Source organism: Actinomadura luteofluorescens (genome assembly GCF_013409365.1).
In the GTDB taxonomy this organism is placed as follows: domain Bacteria; phylum Actinomycetota; class Actinomycetes; order Streptosporangiales; family Streptosporangiaceae; genus Spirillospora; species Spirillospora luteofluorescens.
The window spans coordinates 7,564,667-7,581,085 of the sequence record NZ_JACCBA010000001.1; the positions used below are offsets into that span (position 1 = coordinate 7,564,667).

Below are 16,419 nucleotides of genomic sequence, written 5' to 3' on the forward strand. Positions count from 1 at the left end.
GCTTCGTTTCTCCCAGAGCGCGGTGATTTGTTGGTGTGGACAATCATGCGCCGGACGGACGCGCGGCACGCCCGGGTTGTCTAAGGTCTACGGCATGGTTGACGGCTGGCCGCAGGGCCGGACACGCAAGGAGGGCGACCGCGTGGGGCGAAGCAGGGAGAACTCCGCACGCGCGGAGCACCATCAGGCCGCCTACGGGCGGGACACTTACGACGACCCGTACGACGACCCGTACGCCGGCGACCAGCTCGCCGGGGGACGGGCCGACCAGGGCGGCCCCCGCGGCGGGGCGCCCTACCGCCGGCGGCGCCGGCGGCGCTGGCCGCGGGTGTTCGGCGCCCTCGTCGCCGTGCTCCTGGTGGTCGTCGTCGGCGGCTACTTCTACCTGGACTCCCGGCTGAAGCGCGAGTCGGTCCTCGTGGACTACGCCGGCCGGGTCGCCGACACACCGGGGACGAACTGGCTGGTCGTCGGGTCCGACAGCCGCGAGGGCCTCTCGAAGGACGACCAGAAGCGCCTCGCGACCGGGTTCGCCTCCGGGCGCCGCACCGACTCGATGATGCTGCTGCACTACGGCGCCGGCGGGACGTCCCTCATCAGCCTGCCGCGCGACTCCTACCTCCCGATCCCCGGGCACGGCTCGAACAAGCTGAACGCGGCCTTCGCCTTCGGCGGGCCCAAGCTGCTCGTGCAGACCGTGGAGAAGGCCACCGGGCTCCACATCGACCACTACGCCGAGATCGGCTTCGGCGGCTTCGTGGGCGTGGTGGACGCGGTCGGCGGCGTCGACATCTGCGTCAAGGAGAACATCAAGGACCGCAAGGCGGGGCTGAACCTCAAGGCCGGATGCCAGACGCTGGACGGCGGCCAGGCGCTCGGCTACGTCCGGACCCGCGCCTTCGCCCGCGCCGACCTCGAACGCGTGGAGCACCAGCGGCAGTTCTTCGGCGCGCTGATGAGGAAGGCCACGAGCCCGGGCACGATGCTCAACCCGTTCCGCGGCGTCCCGCTGGCCATGAACGCCACCAGCAACTTCCTGGTGGACGACGGCGACCACCTCTACGACCTGGTCCGCATGATGTGGGCGATGAAGGGCGTCAGCGGCGGGAACGGCGTCACGACCACCGTCCCGATCGGGGGCTCCGGGAGCTCCGCCTCCGCCGGGTCCTACATCACCTGGGACAGGTCCAAGGCGTCCACGCTCTTCGGAGCGCTGAAGCAGGACCAGGAGATCCCGTCGAACGTCATCACGAAGTGACGGACCGGCCCGTCGCCTCGCCCGGCGCGAGGTGGCGGGCCGGACGCTCGAATAGAGTCGGGCCATGGCCGAACAGACGCCGGACGGCGGGAATCTGGACGAGCTGACGTCCAAGGAGCTGTACGAGCGGGCGATGGGCCTCGCCAAGGAGCGGCGCGACGTCGGCTTCCTGTGGGACCTGCTGCGCGCGATCCCGGCGGCCGCGGCGGCCACCGGGGAGGTCGACCGCGCCGAGTTCGACCTCTTCCACGGCCTGTCGCTGCTGGAGGAGTTCACGCACGCGGGGGAGGGCGAGATGGCCGATGCCCTCCGGCCCTTCTACATCGACTACCTCCACCGGCACGCCAAGGGGACCTGACCCGCTCTTTGTCCCCTCTTGATCTCTCTTCGGCCACCCTGGGGAATCACTGAGAGTAAGTGATCGACCGCAGAGGGTGGTTGAAGTGAACAAGAAGCACATGAAGATCGCCGCCATCGCCTTCACGGCGTGGTACGTCATCAGCAGGCCCGAGGGGGCGGCGCATCTCGTCAACGGCGCCCTGAGCGGCCTCGGCAACGCCGCCGAGTCGTTGTCGCAGTTCATGAGCGCCATCCCGAACTGACCGACGGGTCGCCCGGCCCCGTACCGCGCCGGTACGGGGCTTCTCTTCGCGACGCCACCATGAAGTTGCCCGAACGTCACAGTAAAATCGCGCTTTGCGGGCAGACGCGGCTGGGCACAATGGGATCGGGTCGATTGTGTCGCGCGCTACGAACAGGGATGGCGTTACGGATGAAGAAGAACCTCCGCTATGTGGCGATCGCCTTCGTCATCTTCTACTTGCTGAGCTCACCGACGGATGCGGCAGATGTGGTCAACAACGCCTTCAGCAAGCTGGGTGACGCGGGCAACTCGCTCTCAGCCTTCGTGAACCAATTGGGTAAGTAACGCGCGCGCTGGGCGCGTGAGGGCGGCCGGCGGCGGGAGACCCCCGCCACCGGCGGCGTCAGCGGCGAGGACGGGGCCGAACCGCGGAGCGATCTCCTAGGATCGGCCGCATGTCTGTCTTCGACGTAGAGATCGAGGGCCTGCGCGGCGGGCCCGCGGACCTCGCACAGTACCGGGGCAAGGCCGTTCTGGTCGTCAATGTCGCGTCCAGGTGCGGCCTCACTCCGCAGTACTCCGGCCTGGAGCGGCTGCAGGAGACGTACGCCGGACGGGGCTTCACCGTCCTCGGCGTCCCCTGCAACCAGTTCATGGGGCAGGAGCCCGGCAGCTCCGAGGAGATCGCCGAGTTCTGCTCGGCGACCTACGGGGTCACGTTCCCGATGACCGAGAAGGTCGAGGTCAACGGGGACGGCCGGCATCCGCTGTACCGGGAGCTCGTCGGCGTCCCCGACGCCGAGGGCCACACCGGCGACATCCGGTGGAACTTCGAGAAGTTCCTGATCGCCCCGGACGGCGCCGTCGCGGCCCGCTTCGCGCCCCAGACCGAGCCGGAGTCCGCCGAGGTCGTCACCGCCATCGAGAAGAGCCTGCCCGCCTGACCGAGGACACGCCCTCCACGCGGAGAGCACGCCCTCCGGGAGGGGGACGGTCTCCGCGTGGGGGGCGCGTTTCGTCCGGGGTGTGAATCGCGCCACATCGTGGGGACATTGCCTCGTATTCGAGGGCCCGTCTAACTTGTGGAACTCGCGATATGACGTGGAGGTGCCCCATGGGCGGATGGACGGCCGGCGACATCCCCGATCTGCACGGGCGGCGGGCGATCGTCACCGGGGCCAACAGCGGCATCGGCTACCACACCGCGCTCCAGCTCGCCCGGCACGGCGCGTCCGTCGTGCTGGCCTGCCGCAGCGCCGAACGCGGCGGCGCCGCCCTGGAGCGGATGAGGACGGCCGCGCCGGGGGCCGACCTCGTCCTGGACTCCCTGGACCTCGCCGACCTGGCGTCCGTGCGGGAGTTCGCGGCCCGGCACGGCGAGGCGCCTCTCGACATCCTGGTCAACAACGCCGGGGTCATGGCGATCCCGCGCCGCGCGACCGCCGACGGCTTCGAGATGCAGTTCGGCACCAACCACCTCGGCCACTTCGCGCTCACCGGCCTCCTGCTGCCCGCGCTGCGCGCCGCCCCGTCCGCCCGCGTCGTCACCGTCACCTCGGGCTTCGCCTGGACGGGACGTATCGACTTCGACGACCTGCAGGGCGAGCGCCGGTACCGCAAGTGGACCGCCTACAGCCAGGCCAAGCTCGCGAACCTGGTCTTCGCCAAGGAACTGGACCGGCGCGTCGCCGAGGTGACCAGCGTCGCCGCCCACCCCGGCTACGCCGCGACCAACCTGCAGCAGACAGGGCCGCGCATGCAGGGCAACACGCTCATGGAGAAGGCGACGGGGCTGGGCAACGCGCTGGTGGCGCAGTCCGCCGCCGCGGGCGCGCTCCCGTCCCTGTACGCCGCGACGGCGCCGGACGTGTCGGGCGGCGCCTGCTACGGCCCCCGCCTGTTCCAGTACCGGGGCGCCCCGGCCAAGGTCCCCACGCCCCGGCACGCCGACCGTGCCGGGCTGGGGGAGCGCCTCTGGGAGGTGTCCGAGGCCCTCACCGGCGTCACGTACGCCGGGGCCAAGGCCTAACGCTGTGTTTCAAAGTCCCGGCCCACTTCGCTCGCCTGGCGGCTCGCTACACGACCTGGCCTGGGCGAACGCGGCATCGCTTCGCGATCTGCCCGGCTCCGCTCGCCTCCGGCTTCGCTCCACCGGCCAGGTCACGCGTTCGCGCGCTTGACCGGAGCCACTTCGAGACAGGCCCTAGCGCGGCTTGCAGAGGCGCGTGGTCCGGTGGGTCACGGCCCCCGGTCGATGTCCCAGTCGAGGGTGGCGGGGACGGAGCCTTCGAGGGTGAGGAGCCAGCGCTTGACCTCGACGCCGGAGCCGCCGCTGTAGCCGCCGAGGCCGTTCGAGGCGACGACGCGGTGGCAGGGGACGATCAGAGGGATCGGGTTGCTGCCCATGACCTGGCCGATGACCTGGGCGTGCACGCCGGTGCCGCTGCGGTCTCCCAGGTCGCCGTAGGTGAGGACCTGCCCGTAGGGGACGGTCTCGTACAGCGTCGTGAGCACCTGCCGCTGCACGTCGGACGTGAGCCGCCAGTCGATGGGCAGCTCGAAGTGCTTCAGGTCGCCGGCGAAGTAGTCCCGGAGGGCCGCCAGCGCGGGGGCCAGGCGGTCGGGGGCGTCCACGACGGGCAGCCCGGTCGCCTTGGCGGTGCGGGCACGCGCGGCGGGGGTGTCGCGGAAGTGCAGCGAGACGACCCCCGTCCCGGTCTCGCCGACGAGCAGGCGGCCGAGCACGGTCTCGACCGTGCCGAACGCGAGGGTCTCGGTCATCGTCCAGCGCTCCTTCCCACCGGTTTCAGCGTTCCACATCGAACCGGTACTTCCGTCAACACCGGTGCGGGCCCTCACGTTGCGAGCGTGCGGTGCAGGCGGGCGGACTCCTTCACGAGCCGGCTGGAACCGCCGCGGGCCGCCACTTCCTGGACGCTCGCGATGGCGCCCCTGGCGCCGGTCGTGTCCGCCAGGCGGGTCGCCAGGGCGATGAGGTCGGGAACCCCGGTCGCGGCGCGCTCGCCCGGGCCGGGGAGCGCGTGCGGGAGCGCCGCGGCGAGGATCGCCCAGACCCCGGCGTGCCCGCCGCCGTCGGCGGCCGCCGTGAGGGCCTTCACGGCGCGGGGGAGGGTGAGGCGCTTCAGGGCGGCGAGCCGGCCGAGCGCCGTCCCCGTCGCGGCCGCCGGCAGGTCGCCCCGGGCGCTGAGGACGAGCAGCGCCTCGACGGCGTCCGCGCGCTCGTTCTGGTTGCGGTGGGCGAGCGCGCAGGCGAGCAGCGTGCCCGTGGCCGCGCCGGTGGGCCCGTCGGCCTCGGCCAGGTCGAGCATGATGGCGCCCTGGTCCAGGTCCTCCTCGCTCGCGCCCGCCAGGTCGGGGACGAGATGCGCGGCGGTCACCTCGCGGTGGGACGGCAGGACCGACGGCCAGAAGCCCTGGGCCGCCCTGATGCCCGCCGTCCCGAAGTCCGTCCAGCCGTCTTCGGGGAAGGCGCACAGGTGGGCGATGTCGGAGTCGCCCGGGACGTCCACCGTGGACAGGATCCGGGTCGGCAGCCGCACCGTCCGGCCGCGGACGCTCGCGAGGGGCTTGTCGAGGACCGTGCACTCGACGGCGGGGTCGGCGAGCCCGCCGTCCGCCAACCACGCCGCGAGGGTCCTGCCGGCCTTGGACTCAAGCCGGCTCGCGCGGGCCGCGGCGGCCGGGTCGATCTCGCGGGGCAGGCGCAGCATCGCCTGCGTGAGGTCGGCCCGCCCCGGCCCGGCGCCCGCCGCCTCGATCCGTTCGAGCCGCTCGACCAGGACGCCGGGGTCGACGTGGCCGCTGCCCTCGGTCGGGGTCGCGAGGAGGACGGGCGCCTTCCCGACCGCGGACGCGATCTCGTGCCTGCGCAGGGTGAGGAAGCGCTCCATCTGCGGGTGGAACACCGTCCCCGCCTTGCGGGACCGCCCCTTCAGAAGGGAGGCCAGTGCTTCGGCGAGGCCATGCGACTTCGCGGGGCGCAGGAGGCTCTGCACAGGGAACGCGATCCAGCTCGCCTGGACATAGGCGCGCCAGTAGGAGTGTTTGTCGGCGTCCGTGATCCAGGACGCGAGGTCGTCGGCGGGTTTCCGGAGGGCCGCGCGGGTCGCCTCCAGGTCGCGGTAGGCGAACTCGACGAGCGCGGCGAGGAAGCGTTCGGACGTGCGCCACTCCTCGTCGGCGCGGAGCAGGACCGCGAACTCCTCGGCCAGTTCGCCGAGGGAGCCGATCGGCGCGGGCGCTTCGCGCGGGGTGAAGGGGGGCGGGCCCGGGGAGGGCTCGGGACCGGCGGCCGTCTCGACGGCGCCGAACGCCGCCGCGACGGGCTCGCGCAGGACGGCCGGCAGGTCGGCGGCGGCGGCGCGCACCTCCTCGCGGACGGCCTCGCTCGCGCGGTCCGCATGCCTGGTCGCGACCGTGACGGCGCGTTCGCGCAGGTCGAGCGCGTCGGAGCCGAAGACGGCCGTGGCGGCGCGCAGCGTGGCGTCGACCCGGTCGCGCTTGCGGGCCGTGCGGTCGAGCCAGGTCAGCGCGGCCTGGACGAGCTTCTTCTCGGGACGGAACAGCAGCGCGTCCGCGGCCTCGCCGAACAGTGCGGCGTCGAGCGCGCCCCGGTCGTCGGCGCGGCGGATCTCGCGCAGGGCCAGGCCGGCGACGGTCGAGGGCGCGGCGGGGAGCAGGCGGACGTAGTCGCGCACGCGGGTGGCCGTCTCGTCCACGGTGGGCTCCAGCGCGTCGTGCAGCGCGATGAACCAGCGGAGGTCGCGCACGGTGCCGCCGCGCAGGAAGCGGCGGACGCAGCCGTCGAGCAGAAGCGCGCGGTCGAGCCGCCCGGTCGCGGCCATGCCGGAGAGGGCGCCGGCCCAGGTGCCCTTGCGGGCGCTTCTCCACTGGGGGCTCGCCTCGTCCTCGGCGAGGGCGCCGCCCACCGCGTTCACCTCGAACAGCTTCGGGACGAGCGCGTCCAGGAACGGGTCGTCGGCGCCGGGGAAGTCGCGCTCGGTCACCCAGCCCACCACGAAACCGTCCGAATCCGGGACCGTCCCCGCCGACTCGGCCAGCGTCGCCGCCATGTGCCACAGCATCGACTCGCCGTCGGAGACGCGGATCCGGTCGGCGACGCGGTGGGCGACTTCGGCGCGCCATTCGTCGGGGCGCGCGGACGTGACCGCGCGCAGCGCCGCGGACACCCGAAGGAAGGCGTCAGGCGCCCACCACAGGCGCAGGTCGCGACGGCACAGCCACGCGGCCGCGGCCGCCGGCCCGCCGAGCGTGCCGGCCCCGGCGACCAGCAGCGGCTCCACCGTCCCAAGGATCAGCTCGCCGTAGGGCGACGCGGCGCGCATCGCCTTCAGGCGGTCGGGCAGGTCCTTCGCGACGGCGCGGCGGGCGTCGTCGTCGAGCTCGCCGACCAACCGCGCCGCCAGCTCCGCGTCGCCGGCGTCGAGCGCCTTCTGGAGGTCGTCCTCGCGGGCCCTCATCGGGCCGTCTCCACGCTCGCCTCGCGGCGGACGATCCGGGCGGCGAGGACGTGCTTGCACGGGCCGCGCTCGCCCCGGTGGTCGTACCACCACGGGCAGGTGCAGGCGGCCCGGTCGCCGTCGAAGCGGACGTGCCGCTCGCCGCCGTTGCCCGCGACGACCGCCGCGTCCTCTGCGGTGAACCGCACGGCGCCCTGCGCGACCAGCGCGCGCGCCGAGCGCAGCCGCGGGTTGAGGTCGGCCACGCGGGACGGGTCGTAGGGCAGTTCGCGGTGGAAGAACGCGGCCTCGGCGGTGTCGAAACCGACGCGGCCGGACGTCCCCAGCTGGACCAGCGCCGCCTTCGTCCGCGCGAGCGCGAGCCCCGACCGCTCGGCCAGCAGGCCCGGCTCCACCCGCGGCTCGAAGGACAGCAGCGCGCCGATCAGGTCCGCGTCGCCCGCCGCCTCGTCGGTCGAGACGGCGTCCAGTACGGCGCCTTCCCCGGAGAAGCCGCGCGAGTGCTGCGGCGACAGCGTCAGGACGTAGCGCATGCCGGGGAGCTCCAGCTCCCAGACGCTCGACACCGGCCCGCTCCCGGCGGCGACGGGCGGCCCGTAGACGCGCAGCGCCTTCGCGAACCGCAGCAGCGGCAGCATCGTCCGCAGCCGGTCGGGCCCCGCCAGGCAGACGGCCCCGGGCGACGGGCGCGCCGCGACCCGCAGCGTCCGGCCCGCGGGGACGACCCACAGCGGCTCGCGCCCGCCGCGCGGCAGGGACCGCAGGAACCGCACCGCGCCGGGCCCGCTCAGCTCCCCGCGCGGGTCGAACCCGGCCGTGATGACCTGGACCTCGGCGAAGCCGCGGAGCCAGCGGTCGGGCAGCGGGACCTTCTTCTCCACGACGGCCCCGTCCATCGTGGTGACGGCCAGTTCCTCCGCGCCGACCGCCAGGTGCAGCGGGTCGGATCCGCCCACCCGGGCGAGCGCCTCGCGCAGCGGCCCGTTCACGTCCACGTTCGTCGTGCCGCGCTCGTGGACCTCGCCGTCCAGCGCCGGTTCCAGCACGTCCAACCGCGCGTAGACGCCGCCGCAGGCGGAGAACGACTCCATCCGGATCCGGTCGCCGTTGCACGTGACGACCGGGTCGCGGAACGCGGTGGGACGCGGCTGGAAGTACCGGGTCTGCGCGACGTCGGCCAGCGCGAGCAGGCCGGCCGCCGCGGCCGCCGCCTGCGTCAGCACGCCGCTGAAGAAGTGCGGATGCGCCCGCGGCCCGCCGCTGGTCGTCCCGCCGGACGTGGAGAGCCCGAGAAGCCCCCCGTCCAGCCCGGAGGGCCTCGTGTACCGGTACGACTGCGCGGCCCCTGCCGCCACCGTGCTGCTCGCCATGCCGGAAACGTAGAGCGTCGGGCTGACAAAGCGGGCCGAGTCCGCGATCACGCGGTCCACAGGCCCGGCGGCGGGCGCGCCGAGCCGCTGATGGACCTCGTCCGGGCGCGCCGCGCCGGGCCGGGGTCGCGGTCGGGGGCCGGGGGACCGGGGGTAGGCTCGGTGACGTGCGACGGTTCCTCACCCCAGGCTGGCTCGGGCTGCATGCGCTCGCCCTCGTGCTGTGCGGCGCGTTCCTCGGCTTCGGCTGGTGGCAGTTCGACCGGGCCCAGGGCGGCAACGACCGCAGCTGGGCCTACACGTTCGAGTGGCCGATCTTCGCGATCTTCGTGATCGTGATGTGGGTCAAGATGATCCGGGACGAGCGGGCCGGAGTGCGGCCCGCCCCGCGGACCATCGAGGAGCCCGCGGAGGCCGAGGTCAAGCGGGAGATCATCCGTCAGCAGGAGGAAGCGGACCCCGCCCTCGCGGCCTACAACCGCTACCTCGCGCGGCTCAACTCCGAGAGCCGCGGGCGCGGCTGACCCGCGTCCCGCACGCCCCCGCCCAGGGGGATCCGCCCCGCCCGAGGGGCCGCCGAACGAAAGGTGCGTTTGCTGTGGAAGGCGCGGTGACCAGGTACCGGATCCTGGCGCTGGTGGTCGGCACGCTGCTGGTGCTGCTGGTGATCGGCATGATCCTCAAGTACGGGCCGACCGACATGCCGGCGCTCGCGGGCATCGTGGCGCCCGTCCACGGCTTCCTCTACATGGTCTACCTGGTGGTCGCCTACGACCTGTGGCGGCGCACCGGCTGGCCGCTGAGCCGGATGGTGATGATCGTGCTCGGCGGCGTGGTGCCGCTGATGACCTTCTTCGTGGAGCGCAGGGTGGTCCGCGACGCGCGGGAACTGCCGCCCGCGAAGGCAGAGGCGAGCGTCTGACGGTCTCGGGGGACTGGTGCGCCGCGCCCGGCTCGCCTAATGTTTGACTGAGTCAAACGTTAGGAGGCGGGCATGGAGGCGACCCGGGAGGACGTCGGCACGGTCCGCGCGTTCAACCGCTTCTACACCGGTGTCATCGGCGTGCTCGGCGAGGGCCTGGTCCGGTCGCCCTACTCGCTCACCGAGGCGAGGGTGATCTTCGAGCTGGCGCAGCGGGAGGCCGGCGAGGTGCTGGCCCTGCGCCGCGCCCTCGGCCTCGACGCCGGCTACCTCAGCCGGATGCTGGCCCGGTTCGAGACCGACGGCCTCGTGGCGCGGGAGCGCGCGCCCGGCGACGCCCGGCGCCAGATCGTCCGGCTCACCCCGCGGGGCCGCGAGGTCTTCGCCATGCTGGACGAGCGGTCCGTCGCCGAGATCCGCGAACTGCTGGACGGGCTGGACCCGGCCGACCACCGCCGGCTGCTCGCCGCGATGCGCACCGTCCAGGACGTCCTCGGGGAACGTCCCCGCCGGGACGGCTTCGCCCTGCGCCCGCTGCGCCCCGGCGACCTCGGCTGGGTCGTGGAGCGCAACGGCGCGCTCTACGACGTGGAGTGCGGCTGGGACCGCACCTACGAGGCACTGGTCGCCTCCGTCGTCGCCGACTACGTGCGCGGGCACGACCCGGAGCGGGAGAACGCCTGGATCGCCGAGTCGGAGGGGGAGCGGCTGGGCGCGGTGTTCTGCGTCCGGCGTGAGGAGGGCGTCGCGCAACTCCGGCTGCTGCACGTCGAGCCGCGGGCCCGCGGGACGGGCGTCGGGGCGGCGCTGGTCGCCGAGTGCGTCGACTTCGCCGCCAAGGCGGGCTACGGCGAGATCATGCTGTGGACGACGGCGCTCCAGCGTCCCGCGCACCGCCTCTACGAGCGCGCCGGGTTCGTCCTGGAGGAGCGGGAGGCGCCGGAGGAGCGCTTCGGGGACGTCGTGCACGGGCAGGTCTGGCGCAGGAAGCTGTGAACGGGGCCCGTGGAGGGTGTCGCTCCTCCACGGGCCCTGCTCCGCAGCGATCCCTGACTGCGTAGGCGGCCGGGACGGGGGTCGGACGGAGTACCGGCCGCCTGAACTCACCGGCTGCGCGCCGGTCCGAGTCGGGTCTGGATCCCACCTCCTTCCCCTGCCGCGCCGGGCGCGGGCGCTCGCCCGGCGTTCGGGAGAGGGCGCCTGCACGGCGCCCGGATGCCTGCGGCCGGACCGGCGGCACGGCTGCGCGCCGCGGCCGGCCCGGCCTGTGGGGGCGCCGGTGCCGCGGGGGCGAGCGGCACGGGGCCCAGGGGAGGACGCCGGCGCCGGGCCGGTCCGGTACGGCCGAGGACCCGAGGTGTGTCGCCGTGCCCGCCCTCCGCGGCTCCCGCTGGGGGGCGGGGCCGGCCGCGATGCGGTACGCCGCGAACGTTCTCGGCCGTACGGACCGGGCCGCGCGGGGAAGGGGGCGCGGAGGCGGCCCGGTGTGCACATCCGCTACCGTGCATTCGCCGCCTCCCGCCGTTCGACCTGGGGCTTTGCCGCCCGAGTACCTGCCGTTCACCCTGCGTCACGATCTCGTTGCGTTAGGTACCCTCGCGTCATGCGCGCGTAAACCGAGCCCCGTGCAAAGAATCAAGATCGCGAAGGCGCCTTTGCCTCCGCGTTGCCCCGCCGGTCCGGGCGGGAGGGGCGGCCGGAACGGTGCGACAGGTGCCGGGCGAGCGCCACGCAGGCCAGCAGGGCGACGAGCGCGCAGACGGCCGTCCAGCCGAACCGCGTGCAGGCGGCCGCTCCGAGCCACGATCCGGAGCTGCCGCCGAGGAACGCGCAGGTCATGTAGGCGGTGTTGACGCGGCTGCGGGCGTCCGGGCGCAGCGCGAAGATCCGTGCCTGGTTCGCGATCATGCCGGACTGCAGCGCGACGTCCAGCAGCAGCGTCCCGGCGCCGAGCGCCGCGAGCCCCGGCGCTCCGCCGAGGGCGCCCAGCGCCAGCACCCCGGCCGCCGCGAGCGTCCCGGTGATCGCGACGAGGCTGACCGGGTCCGGGCCCCGCCGGTCGACCCGGCGTCCCGCGGCGGGCATCGCGGCCATGGTGCCGGCGCTGACCAGCGCGAGGACGCCGACCGCCTGCGCCCCGAGCCCGTACCCGGGGCCCGTGAGATACAGGGCGAGGCCCGTCCAGACGGCCTGGAACCCGCCGAAGAGCGTCGCCTGGTAGAGGCACGACCGCCGCAGTTCGGGTTCCTCGCGCAGGAGCCGCAGCGGCGCGGCCAGCAGCGCCGGGTAGGACTGCCGCGACGGCGGGACGGTCGCCGGCAGCGTGAACGCCAGCGCCGCCGCGATCGCCAGGGTGGCGACCGCGGCGATCAGGTACGGGGCCCGCCAGCCGAGCCACTCGCCGGCGAACCCGCCGAACGTGCGGGCCAGCAGGATGCCGCCGATCGAGCCGGCCAGCAGCGTCCCCATGACCGCGCCGCGCCGCTCGGCGGCCACCAGGCCGGCCGCCATCGGCGCGATGACCTGCGCGACGACGGTCGTGACCCCGGTCACGGCGCTCGCGCAGATCAGCCCCGCGAGCCCGGGCGCGCCCGCCGCGCAGAGCATCGCCGCGCCGGTGACGGCGAGCATCGCCACGATCAGCGGGCGGTGCGGGAGCCGGTCGCCGAGCGGCACCAGCAGGAAGTTCCCGGCCCCGTACCCGAACTGCGCCGCGGTCACCACCAGCGCCGCAGAGTCCGGCGCCACGTGCAGCCCAGACGCGATGAGCGGGCTCACCGCCTGCGGGAAGTAGATGTTGCCCACGGCGACGCCGCAGGTCAGAGAGAGAAGGAAGAGCGTGCGGCGGTCGATCGAGGCGTCCGCCGCGGACACGGGAGAAGACAAGGATGCTCCACGTCGAGTCGACACCGGCGCGGAATCCGCGCAGGCCGGGACAGCGGGGGGACGACCCCCGCCGGAATCGCCTCGGCGTCGTGGAGCGGTGCCGGCCTAGGCCGCCGCGCGCCTCGTCGCCGAGACGCCGGTAGTGGCCTTGCCGGAAGCGGTGTACACGCGCGACCTCCCGTAGCGCATCCAAGATCTTCGCGCTGACCCTGGCATGCCCCGACCTCGCCCGCAACGGGTTTTTCCGCGAGCCTCAGCGCGCGTGGGGCTCGTCCATGTTCCAGGCGGCGGGCAGGGCGCCCCCGCACACGGCGCAGACGTAGTGGTCGTCCTTCACGATGTTGCGCTGGCGGCACTGGCGGCAACGCCGGAACACGATCGGGTGGGTGAACTCGGGGGGACGTTCAAGGCCGGCTCGGTCGAGAGCCGCCGCGACGGCCGTCCAGGAGGACGGGTCGGGGCAGTAGCCGGTCGACTGGTTGCTGATCTCGCTGACCGTCCAGGCGCCCCCGCTCGCGGCGAACGTGATCTCACCCGCGCCCAGCACGGGCTCGCGGCCCGCGCAGGCGACGTGCTCGCTGCGTTGCGGCGCCAGGCGCAGCGTCCCGTCCAGACCGACGACGTAGGTGAACGGCTCCTCCGCGTCCTGCGCCGTCTGCCCCGGCAGCCAGACGGCGAGGTCATCGTGCGACGCGACCGCCTGCCCGCGCCGCCCCGGCAGCGCCTGCTCGAAGATCTCGGCAGGCCCGACGTAGCGGTACTCGCGCGGCCCCGGCGGCTTCAAAGCCGCGGAGAAGGACGGCGCGACGGTGCGCCATGCGCACCCACCCGGATCGGTGAAGAGGTCGCTGGCGACCACGCGCGGATCGGACGCGCCGGTGCGGTAGTCCAGAGCGATCGCGACGTCGTCACCGGCATGCCGGTTGACCGCGATGAGAACGGCCGCGTCGACGTCCAGCCAGGGCAACTCCACCGGGGCGCCGCCCCGTCCCAGCCGGAAGAGCCCTGCGTGGCTCTCATGAAGACCCAGCAGCGCCCCCGTCTCCCTGCGCATCTCGTCGTAGTCGACGAGGAAGTCCAGCGGGTCCTCGAACCAGGGCATGACCTCGCGCAGCACGTCATCGCCGGGATGCCGCCACCGCCCCGTCTCCAGCAACTCCACGAGGAGTGCCGGCAGCACCAGCCCGCGAACGCGCACGCGTCCTCCGCCGCGCTCGACGCCCACAGCCCGATCCATGCGCCGAGCCTGCCACACGCCGCCCCTCGGCCGACGCCCGCTCAGGAGCTCCGGAGCCGGCCGTGGCCGAACACTTCGGCCACCGCGCGGGGTGATCGCTGAGAGCGAACGTTGCTGAGGAAACAAAATGCTGCTCCGCTTTCTTGAGTGTGTATGACTCAATCTTGCGGTTGGGTGTCCTACTGAGTTGGAGCTGAGCATGAGCGAGACCCTGACGCTGCCGGTGCTGCCCCTGGAGGACGGGGTCGTTCTGCCCGGCATGGTGGTGCCCCTGGACCTGTCGGAGAGCGGCGAGGTCCGGGCCGCGGTGGAGGCCGCGCGGGCGGTGGCGCAGACCAAGGGGCCGGGCATCCGGTCGGCGGCCAAGCCGCGGGTGCTGCTGGTGCCCCGGCTGAACGGGCAGTACGCCGGCATCGGCACGCTCGGCGTGATCGAGCAGGAGGGGCGGCTGCCCGGCGGTGAGCCGGGCGCGGTCGTCCGCGGCGTGCAGCGGGTGCGGATCGGCACCGGGACGACCGGGCCGGGCGCGGCGCTGTGGGTCGAGGGGACGGCGGTGGAGGCGCCGCCGGCGACCGGGCGCGCGCAGGAGCTGGCGAAGGAGTACAAGGGGCTGGTCAGCGCGATCCTGCAGAAGCGGGGCGCCTGGCAGGTGGTGGACGTCGTGCAGCAGATCGACGACCCCTCCACGCTGGCCGACAACGCCGGGTACGCGCCGTACCTCACCGACGAGCAGAAGATCGAGGTCCTGGAGACCGTCGACGTCGTCGAGCGGCTGACCCTGGTGATCGGCTGGACGCGCGACCACCTCGCCGAGCTGGACGTGGCGGAGACGATCCGCAAGGACGTCCAGGAGGGCATGGAGAAGACGCAGCGGGAGTTCCTGCTGCGCCAGCAGCAGGAGGCCATCCGCAAGGAGCTGGCCGAGCTGAACGGCGACCCGGCCGACGAGGAGGACGACTACCGGGCCAGGATCGAGGCCGCGAACCTGCCGGAGAAGGTGCGCGAGGCGGCGCTGAAGGAGGTCGACAAGCTGGAGCGGTCGTCCGACGCCTCGCCCGAGGGCGGCTGGATCCGCACCTGGCTGGACACCGTCCTCGACATCCCCTGGAACGAGCGGTCCGAGGACGCCTACGACATCGCGGGCGCGCGGGAGATCCTGGACGCCGACCACGCCGGTCTCGACGACGTCAAGGAGCGCATCGTCGAGTACCTGGCCGTGCGCAAGCGTCGCGAGGAGCGCGGCCTCGGCGTCGTGGGCGGGCGCAGGAGCGGCGCCGTGCTGGCGCTGACCGGTCCTCCCGGCGTAGGCAAGACGTCGCTGGGCGAGTCGGTCGCGCGGGCCATGGGACGCGAGTTCGTGCGGGTCGCCCTGGGCGGCGTGCGGGACGAGGCCGAGATCCGGGGTCACCGCCGCACGTACGTGGGCGCCCTCCCGGGCCGCATCGTCCGCGCCATCCGCGAGGCGGGGACGATGAACCCCGTCGTCCTGCTGGACGAGGTCGACAAGGTCGGCGCCGACTACCGGGGCGACCCGACCGCGGCGCTGCTGGAGGTCCTCGACCCCGAGCAGAACCACACCTTCCGGGACCACTACCTGGAGGTCGAGCTCGACCTGAGCGACGTGCTGTTCCTGGCCACCGCGAACGTGGTGGAGGCGATCCCCGGCCCGCTGCTCGACCGGATGGAGCTGGTGGAGCTGGACGGCTACACCGAGCACGAGAAGGTCACGATCGCCCGCGACCACCTGCTGCCGCGCCAGCTCGACAAGGCGGGGCTGGAGGCGTCCGAGGTGGCCTTCGGCGACGACGCGCTGCGGCTGCTGGCGGCCGAGTACACCCGGGAGGCCGGCGTCCGGTCCCTGGACCGCTCGATCGCGCGGGTGCTGCGCAAGGTCGCGGCCAACGTCGCGCTCGGGAAGGCGGCGCTGCCCGTCCGGATCGGCGCCGACGGCCTGAAGGACTACCTCGGCCGGCCGCGGTTCACCCCGGAGGTCGAGTTGAGCAGGAACGAGCGCCGCACCGGCGTGCCGGGCGTGGCGACGGGCCTCGCCGTCACCGGCGCGGGCGGCGACGTCCTCTACATCGAGGCGTCGCTGGCCGACCGGGAGACCGGCGACACCGGCGTGACGCTCACCGGCCAGCTCGGCGACGTCATGAAGGAGTCGGCCCGGATCGCGCTCAGCTACCTGCGCTCGCGCGGCGCGGAGCTGGAGCTGCCGGTCGGCGACCTGAAGGACCGCGGCGTGCACGTCCACGTGCCCGCCGGGGCGATCCCGAAGGACGGTCCGAGCGCGGGCATCACGATGACGACGGCGCTGGCGTCGCTGCTGTCGGGCCGCCCGGTGCGCTCGGACGTGGCGATGACCGGTGAGGTGTCGCTGACCGGGCGGGTGCTGCCGATCGGCGGGCTGAAGCAGAAGCTGCTGGCCGCGTCGAGGCTCGGCATCACCACCGCGATCGTGCCCAAGCGCAACGAGCCGGACCTGGAGGACGTCCCGGCCGAGGTGCTCGGCGCGATGACGGTGTTCGCCGTCAGCGACGTCCGCGAGGTGCTGGACCTGGCCCTGGAGCCGGCCACCACCCCGGTCGCCGTCTGATCGCGGCGCACGGAACGCCCGTGCCGGGTTAATCCCGGTACGGGCGTTCTGACTTCAATGGGCTAT

General features: G+C 73.6%; 15 protein-coding genes. 10 read left to right on the forward strand and 5 right to left on the reverse strand.

Annotated elements, in window-relative coordinates:
* Positions 1-142: 142 nt before the first annotated feature.
* From BJY14_RS35140 to BJY14_RS35165, 6 genes are all read left to right on the forward strand, one after another.
* Entirely contained in the window at positions 143-1,258 is a 1,116-nt protein-coding gene (locus BJY14_RS35140) for an LCP family protein (RefSeq protein ID WP_312879550.1), read from the forward strand.
* Positions 1,259-1,322: 64 nt separating this feature from the next.
* Positions 1,323-1,616: a hypothetical protein gene (locus BJY14_RS35145; protein WP_179847534.1), complete on the forward strand. Its 294-nt coding sequence runs from the start codon at positions 1,323-1,325 to the stop codon at positions 1,614-1,616.
* A gap of 85 nt (positions 1,617-1,701) precedes the next feature.
* Positions 1,702-1,860: a hypothetical protein gene (locus BJY14_RS35150; protein ID WP_179278923.1), complete on the forward strand. Its 159-nt coding sequence runs from the start codon at positions 1,702-1,704 to the stop codon at positions 1,858-1,860.
* Positions 1,861-2,030: 170 nt separating this feature from the next.
* Complete coding sequence (locus BJY14_RS35155) at positions 2,031-2,186, forward strand: hypothetical protein (protein ID WP_179847535.1); 156 nt, start codon at positions 2,031-2,033, stop codon at positions 2,184-2,186.
* 110 nt (positions 2,187-2,296) lie between these two features.
* Positions 2,297-2,785, forward strand: a complete 489-nt coding sequence (locus BJY14_RS35160) for a glutathione peroxidase (RefSeq protein ID WP_179847536.1) — start codon at positions 2,297-2,299, stop codon at positions 2,783-2,785.
* A 170-nt stretch (positions 2,786-2,955) separates the two neighbouring features.
* Positions 2,956-3,870: an oxidoreductase gene (locus BJY14_RS35165; RefSeq protein WP_179847537.1), complete on the forward strand. Its 915-nt coding sequence runs from the start codon at positions 2,956-2,958 to the stop codon at positions 3,868-3,870.
* Positions 3,871-4,079: 209 nt separating this feature from the next.
* Here BJY14_RS35165 and BJY14_RS35170 read toward each other — a convergent pair whose 3' ends face one another.
* The 3 genes from BJY14_RS35170 to BJY14_RS35180 form a co-directional block, all read right to left on the reverse strand.
* A complete protein-coding gene (locus tag BJY14_RS35170) occupies positions 4,080-4,622 on the reverse strand; it encodes a methylated-DNA--[protein]-cysteine S-methyltransferase (protein ID WP_179847538.1) in 543 nt (180 codons plus the stop codon).
* A gap of 74 nt (positions 4,623-4,696) precedes the next feature.
* Entirely contained in the window at positions 4,697-7,342 is a 2,646-nt protein-coding gene (locus tag BJY14_RS35175) for a DUF7824 domain-containing protein (RefSeq protein WP_179847539.1), read from the reverse strand.
* Positions 7,339-8,712 (reverse strand): SWIM zinc finger family protein, encoded by a 1,374-nt coding sequence (locus BJY14_RS35180; protein WP_179847540.1) that lies wholly within the window; start codon positions 8,710-8,712, stop codon positions 7,339-7,341. Before BJY14_RS35180 ends, BJY14_RS35175 begins: the two co-directional genes overlap by 4 nt.
* Before the next feature lie 167 nt (positions 8,713-8,879).
* Between BJY14_RS35180 and BJY14_RS35185 the strand changes: the two genes are divergently transcribed.
* The 3 genes from BJY14_RS35185 to BJY14_RS35195 all read left to right on the forward strand — a co-directional run bounded on the left by BJY14_RS35185 (position 8,880) and on the right by BJY14_RS35195 (position 10,630).
* Positions 8,880-9,236, forward strand: coding sequence for a hypothetical protein (locus BJY14_RS35185; protein WP_179847541.1), 357 nt, complete (start codon positions 8,880-8,882; stop codon positions 9,234-9,236).
* An 86-nt stretch (positions 9,237-9,322) separates the two neighbouring features.
* Complete coding sequence (locus tag BJY14_RS46865; protein ID WP_230299216.1) at positions 9,323-9,634, forward strand: DUF3817 domain-containing protein; 312 nt, start codon at positions 9,323-9,325, stop codon at positions 9,632-9,634.
* Between the two features lie 72 nt (positions 9,635-9,706).
* Entirely contained in the window at positions 9,707-10,630 is a 924-nt protein-coding gene (locus BJY14_RS35195; protein WP_179847543.1) for a bifunctional helix-turn-helix transcriptional regulator/GNAT family N-acetyltransferase, read from the forward strand.
* A 639-nt stretch (positions 10,631-11,269) separates the two neighbouring features.
* On the opposite strand, the gene BJY14_RS35200 is transcribed toward BJY14_RS35195, so the two are convergent.
* Positions 11,270-12,520 (reverse strand): MFS transporter, encoded by a 1,251-nt coding sequence (locus BJY14_RS35200; RefSeq protein ID WP_218905730.1) that lies wholly within the window; start codon positions 12,518-12,520, stop codon positions 11,270-11,272.
* Positions 12,521-12,773: 253 nt separating this feature from the next.
* Complete coding sequence (locus tag BJY14_RS45935; RefSeq protein WP_246396223.1) at positions 12,774-13,757, reverse strand: hypothetical protein; 984 nt, start codon at positions 13,755-13,757, stop codon at positions 12,774-12,776.
* Positions 13,758-13,956: 199 nt separating this feature from the next.
* On the opposite strand from BJY14_RS45935, the gene lon reads away from it, so the two are divergent.
* Positions 13,957-16,353, forward strand: a complete 2,397-nt coding sequence (lon, locus tag BJY14_RS35210; RefSeq protein ID WP_179847544.1) for an endopeptidase La — start codon at positions 13,957-13,959, stop codon at positions 16,351-16,353.
* Positions 16,354-16,419: the final 66 nt, after the last annotated feature.

Coding starts and splice junctions, on each gene's coding strand:
- BJY14_RS35180 (WP_179847540.1), bottom strand. CDS start 8,712: ATGGCGAGCAGCACGGTGGCGGCAGGGGCCGCGCAGTCGTACCGGTAC.
- BJY14_RS35170 (WP_179847538.1), bottom strand. CDS start 4,622: ATGACCGAGACCCTCGCGTTCGGCACGGTCGAGACCGTGCTCGGCCGC.
- BJY14_RS35165 (WP_179847537.1), top strand. CDS start 2,956: ATGGGCGGATGGACGGCCGGCGACATCCCCGATCTGCACGGGCGGCGG.
- BJY14_RS35160 (WP_179847536.1), top strand. CDS start 2,297: ATGTCTGTCTTCGACGTAGAGATCGAGGGCCTGCGCGGCGGGCCCGCG.
- BJY14_RS45935 (WP_246396223.1), bottom strand. CDS start 13,757: ATGGATCGGGCTGTGGGCGTCGAGCGCGGCGGAGGACGCGTGCGCGTT.
- BJY14_RS35175 (WP_179847539.1), bottom strand. CDS start 7,342: ATGAGGGCCCGCGAGGACGACCTCCAGAAGGCGCTCGACGCCGGCGAC.
- BJY14_RS35155 (WP_179847535.1), top strand. CDS start 2,031: ATGAAGAAGAACCTCCGCTATGTGGCGATCGCCTTCGTCATCTTCTAC.
- lon (WP_179847544.1), top strand. CDS start 13,957: ATGAGCGAGACCCTGACGCTGCCGGTGCTGCCCCTGGAGGACGGGGTC.
- BJY14_RS35145 (WP_179847534.1), top strand. CDS start 1,323: ATGGCCGAACAGACGCCGGACGGCGGGAATCTGGACGAGCTGACGTCC.
- BJY14_RS35195 (WP_179847543.1), top strand. CDS start 9,707: ATGGAGGCGACCCGGGAGGACGTCGGCACGGTCCGCGCGTTCAACCGC.